This is a genomic window from Desulfosediminicola sp., from assembly GCF_048381775.1.
Classification (GTDB): domain Bacteria; phylum Desulfobacterota; class Desulfobulbia; order Desulfobulbales; family Desulfocapsaceae; genus Desulfopila; species Desulfopila ganghwensis.
Window position 1 is genome coordinate 384,607 of record NZ_JBLXGE010000002.1, and the last position, 7,106, is coordinate 391,712.

General features: G+C 50.4%; 6 protein-coding genes. All 6 read left to right on the forward strand.

What is annotated here, in order from left to right; all coding sequences use genetic code 11:
* The first annotated feature begins 406 nt into the window (after positions 1-406).
* Positions 407-1,528, forward strand: a complete 1,122-nt coding sequence (asd, locus tag ACN5NT_RS04630; protein ID WP_136795406.1) for an aspartate-semialdehyde dehydrogenase — start codon at positions 407-409, stop codon at positions 1,526-1,528.
* A 115-nt stretch (positions 1,529-1,643) separates the two neighbouring features.
* Positions 1,644-2,063: an acyl-CoA thioester hydrolase YciA gene (yciA, locus tag ACN5NT_RS04635; RefSeq protein ID WP_136795407.1), complete on the forward strand. Its 420-nt coding sequence runs from the start codon at positions 1,644-1,646 to the stop codon at positions 2,061-2,063.
* Between the two features lie 423 nt (positions 2,064-2,486).
* Complete coding sequence (locus ACN5NT_RS04640) at positions 2,487-3,875, forward strand: ATP-binding cassette domain-containing protein (protein WP_136795408.1); 1,389 nt, start codon at positions 2,487-2,489, stop codon at positions 3,873-3,875.
* A gap of 347 nt (positions 3,876-4,222) precedes the next feature.
* Positions 4,223-5,197, forward strand: coding sequence for a DMT family transporter (locus tag ACN5NT_RS04645; protein WP_136795409.1), 975 nt, complete (start codon positions 4,223-4,225; stop codon positions 5,195-5,197).
* A gap of 18 nt (positions 5,198-5,215) precedes the next feature.
* On the forward strand, positions 5,216-5,905 hold the full coding sequence (locus ACN5NT_RS04650) for an aspartate/glutamate racemase family protein (protein ID WP_136795410.1): 690 nt from the start codon (positions 5,216-5,218) through the stop codon (positions 5,903-5,905).
* A gap of 144 nt (positions 5,906-6,049) precedes the next feature.
* Complete coding sequence (locus ACN5NT_RS04655) at positions 6,050-7,003, forward strand: aldo/keto reductase (RefSeq protein WP_136795411.1); 954 nt, start codon at positions 6,050-6,052, stop codon at positions 7,001-7,003.
* The last annotated feature ends 103 nt before the right edge of the window (positions 7,004-7,106 follow it).

Genomic DNA, 7,106 nt, shown 5'->3' on the forward strand with positions numbered 1-7,106 from the left:
ATGAGGTTTTTAGCAGCAGCAATATTTATCGGCCAAGCCGGATTCCCCCTCGAGCCAAAACCCACACCATGCCGAGCCGTGGGATGCATAACACGTATCTTTTTTGGGCCACTTCAATATAATTCGAGCAACTTTATAACTTTTGTGTAAAATTATTTATTGATCACCAGTGCACTACGCTCTGCTGTAGCCTTTCGCATGTGCCGCCCCTGGCACATCACCAATACCCTTCCCGGTACCTGCCCTCATGGCGAGCCACCCTATCGGTGCAGCTTTCAGGTACAACGTGATCGTGCATCACTATTTTCCCCCTTATTATACCCAGGCAACGAGCAGACCAGGCAACCGGTAATCATTTCAAACTAATACTTTCTTTTCAAAAGAGAATTCAACAACGGAGTCGAAGATGCTCAAGGTAGGTTTTATTGGATGGCGCGGAATGGTTGGATCCGTTCTTATGGATCGGATGCGTGCAGAGAACGATTTTCAGGGATATGAGCCGGTATTTTTTACCACCTCACAAGCCGGTCAAGCTGGTCCTGATGTCGGTTTTGGCGCAAAACCCCTCGAAGATGCCATGAATATTGACCGCCTGGCGGAAATGGACATCATCCTTTCCTGCCAGGGTGGTGGCTACACGACGGCTGTTTACGAAAAACTGCGCCAGCAATGGGATGGGTACTGGATCGATGCCGCCTCCACCCTGCGTATGGCTGATGATGCAATCATCGTGCTGGATCCGGTCAACCGTTCGGTTATTGACCAGGGGCTGAAGAGCGGTGTTAAAAATTATATTGGCGGTAACTGCACCGTATCCTTAATGATGATGGCTCTCGGAGGACTCTTTGAAGAAGATCTGGTGGAATGGATTTCTTCCATGACCTACCAGGCCGCAAGCGGTGCCGGGGCCAAGAACATGCGGGAGCTTATCACCCAGATGGGTCAGCTGGAAGACGAGGTTAGCGACCTGCTCGCCGACCCGGCTTCCGCCATTCTCGATATCGATTCAAAGCTTACCGCCAAACTGAACGACCCGAGCCTTTCCACTGACAACTGGGGTGTTCCCCTGGCGGCCAGCCTCATTCCCTGGATCGACAGAGCAATGGAAAACGGTCAAACCCGTGAAGAGTGGAAAGGTATTGCCGAGACTAACAAGATTCTCGGGTATACCGGTGATTCCGTAATTCCCGTTGACGGTCAGTGCGTACGTATCGGCGCCATGCGTTGTCACTCCCAGGCGTTCACCATTAAGCTCAGGAAAAACCTGCCCATTGAAGAGATTGAAAAAATCATCGGCAACCATAATGAATGGGTCAAGGTGATTCCGAACGAGCGTGAGATCACAACTCAGGAGCTGACTCCGCAAAAAACCTCCGGCACCCTGACAGTGCCTGTGGGCCGTATCCGCAAGATGAACCTCGGTGAAGAGTACCTTACCGCCTTCTCCGTGGGCGATCAGTTGCTCTGGGGAGCAGCGGAACCGCTCAGACGAGTGCTGAACATCATTCTGCCGAGTCTCACGAAATAGACATCTCTCAGACAGGCGTTGCATCGGTTTGGCAGCTATGGCCTTTCACCGTTGCAACGCCTCATTCAGCACTGCTTACTCTGCACATCCGTGAACTATTGGTTACACTAGACACATGACAGAAACAATTGAACAACCCTCAGGGGATATGCTGCTCAGGACACTCGCCATGCCTGCCGATACCAACCCCAGCGGAGATATCTTCGGCGGCTGGATCATGTCGCAGATGGATATGGCTGGAGGAATCCTTGCCAAACAGGTGGCCCAGGGAAGAGTGGTAACCGTGGCCGTGGAGTCTATCCATTTCATCAAGCCGGTTTACGTTGGTGATGTGGTCTGCTGCTACGGCAAGATCATCCAGGTCGGCAACACCTCTATCACCATTGACCTGGAAGTATGGGTTCGCAGGGTTTCCGGGGCTGAAGGCGGCAGAGATAACCACTACAAGGTGACCAGGGCAGCCTTTACGTATGTGTCTGTCGACGAAAAAGGCAACAAACGGCCGATCAAGGATTCAATATGCCCCATCTCCTGAGTTAACTCCTGAGACCGGCGCTCGCTCTTCAGCAACAGATCTTTCTGCCGACTCTCATTGCTGTTTTCCCATAAATTGGTCTGGCCTTTAGTTTTCAGTCGCAAGCAGTCGTGATTGGTACGGATGCTCTTTTCAGGCAGTACGGCATTTTGCAAAAATGCTCCATTGTACCGCCTTTGCCGGGACAGCCCGGATCATACCGATGAGCCACACCGATTACATTGTGCGCAGGATTACCCACCGGCATTTCAACTGATTCATTTCCCATGATTTCTATTGAACAGATGTGGTATCATGGGCCTCTAACGTGTACGGCAGTGGAATATCAGGCGCGGGACAATACGTCTCATACCGTGTACCCAGCATTTTCCTGCCCCAACTTTCTCCCCTTCCCTACAGCTTTTTACTCACATTTACAACCCAATGCGAATTTCACAACTTCACCACCCGCGACTAAAGGTAGAAAACTTCACCACCTCCCCCGGTGAGATCTGGTGCGGCTACGGCACCGGACGCTCAGGCATCAACGAATTTCTCGCACTTTTAGAAGGAGAACTCGTTGGAGATTTTTCTGACTCTATTACGTTTGACCAACCACCAGCCATCATCTCATTCGGTATCCAACAGGAGATTTTCGAAGAAGAGATACGAAATGATAACAGTGATTTCATGGACAAGCCCGATATCGGCACTCCGGCCAGCGACTTTCTGCCTGAAGATTCACTGTCCGACCCACTGATTGACCTTTTCGATCTTCGAGCATCACTTGCCAAGGGCTATCGCCAGCTCAGTTCCGGCCAAAGTAGAAAACTGCTTATCCTGCAGGCAATTCTGGAGGGTGCACAAAATATCATCCTCGACTCTCCCTATGACGGTCTTGATCCTGTCGCCTGTGAAGATCTTGATCGTGTCTTCAGGGAATTACCGAAAGAGCAACTGAGGCTACTGGTGCTGGTTCGAAATTTTGAAGACATTCCAGACTGGTGTGACCACCTTGCCCTCTTCGCCGACAGCATGCTGGTACGTCAGGGCAGTCGAGACTCGCTCCTTGGCGAAGCCCAAACCCTGCACAGCCAAAGCAAGGCTCTCTTTGAGAATGTCTTTTACAATGGTGCCGAAAGTACCGAACAGGGCCTGGATCTGGAACAACACCAACTGGTTACGCTCAAAGATGGTTTTGCCAAGTATGGCGACTACCCTGTCTTCTCCAGCCTCCAGCTGACTATCAACAGGGGAGACCACACCCTGATCACCGGGCCAAACGGCTGCGGCAAGTCCACACTTTTGCAGATCATCACCGGTGATAATTCCAAGTGCTATGCCAATGAACTGTATATGTTCGGCAAAAGAAGAGGTCGTGGTGAATCAATCTGGGAAGTAAAAAAGCACATGGGCATCGTCTCCCCAGATATCCACCGCAATTACCGGGTACCCGGCAGCGCTCTCCACGTTGTGCTTTCCGGTCTCTTTGACTCCATCGGCCTCTACTCCAAGGTAAGCGCGGCACAGGAAAAAGAGGCGCTATCATGGCTGGCCGCCATCAACATGGCCGACGAGGCCAATAGACCATTCCGCAAACTCTCCTATGGGGAACAGCGACTGGTGCTCATAGCCCGTGGGCTGATAAAACGACCGCCCCTGTTGATCCTCGATGAGCCGACCCAGGGACTGGACAGCCCTTCACGCAGGTCGTTACTCGATTTTCTCGAATCAATCAGTTCGGGTAAACTGACTACCATTCTCTATGTCAGCCATCGACAGGACGAGTACCGGGGATTCTTCAAACACCACCTGCGGCTTGGTTCATCGTGATTCATCCCCGCAGCAGCTCTGCCGGCCCGGCACCTCGTCAACCAGTGACGTACCTTGTCGGGCCATATTCCCGGCCACATTATTGCCTCACACTTTCAAAAAGTTATCTTACAAACGCTATAATAGCCACCGGTCATCAGGAATCTGGCAAACACTTCCCTTTCAGCACCACAGCCATCTGTACCGGTTGAAATTCATTGCGGCTGCATCTGTTACTTTCCCTCGCTGCCGGATATAGTTTTCGCATCATTTGGACTGATTCAACTGTTTCCAACTTTCTACACGACATGTACCATTCCCATGTCGTGCGTTATATATTTTCACGCTGTTCATTTTAGAGGAAGCCTATGAAGAATTTTTTGTTTTACACCGCGACGGTTCTTATCTGGGGCTCAACCTGGATCGGCATAAAGTTTCAGCTCGGTGTTGTTGAGCCGATGGTCTCAGTTGGCTACCGTTTTGCCCTGGCAGCGCTGCTGCTCATGCTCTGGTGCCACTTCAGGAGACTGCCCATGCGTTTCACGTCAACCCAGCATCTCTTTATCGCCATGCAGGGGACCTTCCTTTTCGCAGTGAACTACCTGCTGTTTTATATTGCTGAGCTCTACGTTGCCAGCGGCCTGGCGGCTGTCATTTTTTCCACCATTCTCTTAATGAACATGGTGAACGGAGCCATCTTCCTCCGCTCGCCCATAGACATGAAGGTTGTTTGCGGCGGTATTCTCGGCCTGGCCGGCATCGTTTTGGTATTCCGCCCTGAAATCGCTACATTCACTATAGACAATCACGGATTGCGGGGAGTCCTCTTTTGTATCGCAGCCACCTATCTCGCCTCTCTCGGCAATATTCTCTCTGCCCGCAACCAGAAGAACGCCTTACCCGTTGTCCAGACCAATGCTTACGGTATGGGATATGGCGCATTGCTCATGCTCGGATTTGCACTTATTGCAGGTAAAAATATGCAAATCGACACCAGTTTTGCTTATTTGGGATCACTTGCCTATCTTGCTGTATTCGGCTCAATCATTGCTTTTGGTTGTTATCTCACGTTAATTGGTAATATTGGTGCCGACCGGGCCGCCTATTCCACTCTGCTCTTCCCGATCGTGGCACTGGTAATCTCGACCATCTGGGAAAATTATCAGTGGAGCTCTTCCTCCATCTGTGGAGTAACCCTCATTCTCTCGGGAAACCTGTTGATGCTCCAACGTAAAAAAATGGCTAAAACGACTGATACCACGAACCTTACAACCAGAAATGAAACGGTTCACAAAGAGGGCATCAGCTGCAAAAGAGAGCCATTACGCAATCCTGCAAAATAAAACAATATCGTGAGTACCATGAAAACTGTTGGCTTACTGGGTGGCATGAGTTGGCAATCGACCTCTCTGTACTATAAGATGATCAATGAATTGGTACGCAACCAACTTGGCGGGCTGCATTCTGCCAAAATCTGTATGGTCAGCGTTGATTTCCATGAGATAGAACAGCTCCAGTTCGCTGGAGAATGGCAAAAAGCAGGTGAGTTGCTTGCCGAACAGGCCAGGAAGGTTGAATCAGGTGGAGCGGATTTCCTGCTGCTCTGCACCAACACCATGCACAAGGTTGCCGGTGCAATTGAAGGGGCTATAACCATCCCCATGCTGCACCTTGCAGACGCCACCGCTTCAGCAATCAAACAAGATGGTAAAAGAAAAGTCGGCCTGCTCGGTACCCGATTCACCATGGAACAGGAATTTTACAAAGGTCGGCTCAAGCAACAGGGACTCGAAGTCATTATCCCTGATGACCGGGGGATGCAGCGTGTCCATGACATCATATTTGATGAGCTGTGCAAAGGGGTGGTGCGCAACAGTTCGCGCCAGAGCTATCTGGAGATTATGGATTCAATGATTAAGCAGGGGGCCGAGGGTATTATTCTTGGTTGTACTGAAATCTGCATGCTCGTGAACCAGACGCATGCCCAGGTGCCACTGTTCAATACTACGGAAATTCATGCAGCCGAAGCCGTGAAACTTGCCTTGACGTAATCCCGGTCAGCCACAAACCAAACATGACTGAATATATTCATATATTACAAGATATTATGCTGACACTCCCCGTGTGACGATTTATTGTCTCTCATCTATGTTTGTGCTCCATGCACTGACAAACTCATCATAAGGAGAACGACGATGCATACTTTTCGTTTCAGAAATAACGACACCATCCCGGCTCTTGGCCTGGGAACCTGGAAATCAGCTACCGGAAAAGTATACGAGGCGGTTAAAACAGCTCTTGATATTGGCTACAAACATATTGATTGTGCGCCAATTTATGGCAATGAAACAGAAATAGGCCAAGCCTTCGGTGAGAGTTTTTCTTCTGGGATTCTCAAACGAGAGGAAATATTTATAACCTCAAAACTCTGGTGCAATGCCCATGCGCCGGAGATGGTGCAACCTGCCCTTGAAAAAACCCTCGCCGATCTCCAACTTGAATATCTTGACCTTTTCCTAATCCACTGGCCGGTACATTTTGTGCCGGAAGTTGTTTTCCCAAGCTCAACCGACCAGTTTATCCCCTATAAGGAATTACCTATCGCTCAGACCTGGGAGGCAATGGAGGATCTTGTCGCCCAGGGGCTGGTTCGCCATATCGGGGTGAGTAATTTCAGCATCAAAAAGCTCCAGGAACTTAGTGAAAATTCACAAATAGCTCCTGAAATGAATCAAATTGAGATGCACCCGTATTTACAGCAACCGAAGATGATCGAGTTCTGTAACACAAACGATATCCTGCTCACCGCCTACTCTCCCCTCGGGTCTCCCGATCGACCTGCCGACTTAAAAGCTGCCGATGAACCGCTGTTGCTTGAAGAGCCGGTTGTCCAAAAGATTGCTGAAGCTCATAATGTGAGCACTGCACAAGTACTGATCAACTGGGCCGTCAATCGCGGTACTGTGGTGATCCCCAAATCTGTGACACCCTCCCGTATCCAGCAGAATCTCGAAGCTGCAGATCTGAATCTGAGCGAAGAGGAGTACAGGGAAATCGACACAATCGATCGCCACCGACGCTATGTGACTGGAGAATTCTGGGCACCGGAAGGAAGCCCCTATACCATTGCCAATATCTGGGATGAGTAACTGCACGTGGAACGTGGAACGTGGGACGTGGGACGTGGGACGTGGGACGTGGGACGTGGGACGTGGGACGTGGGACGTGGGACGTGGGACGTGGGACGTGGGA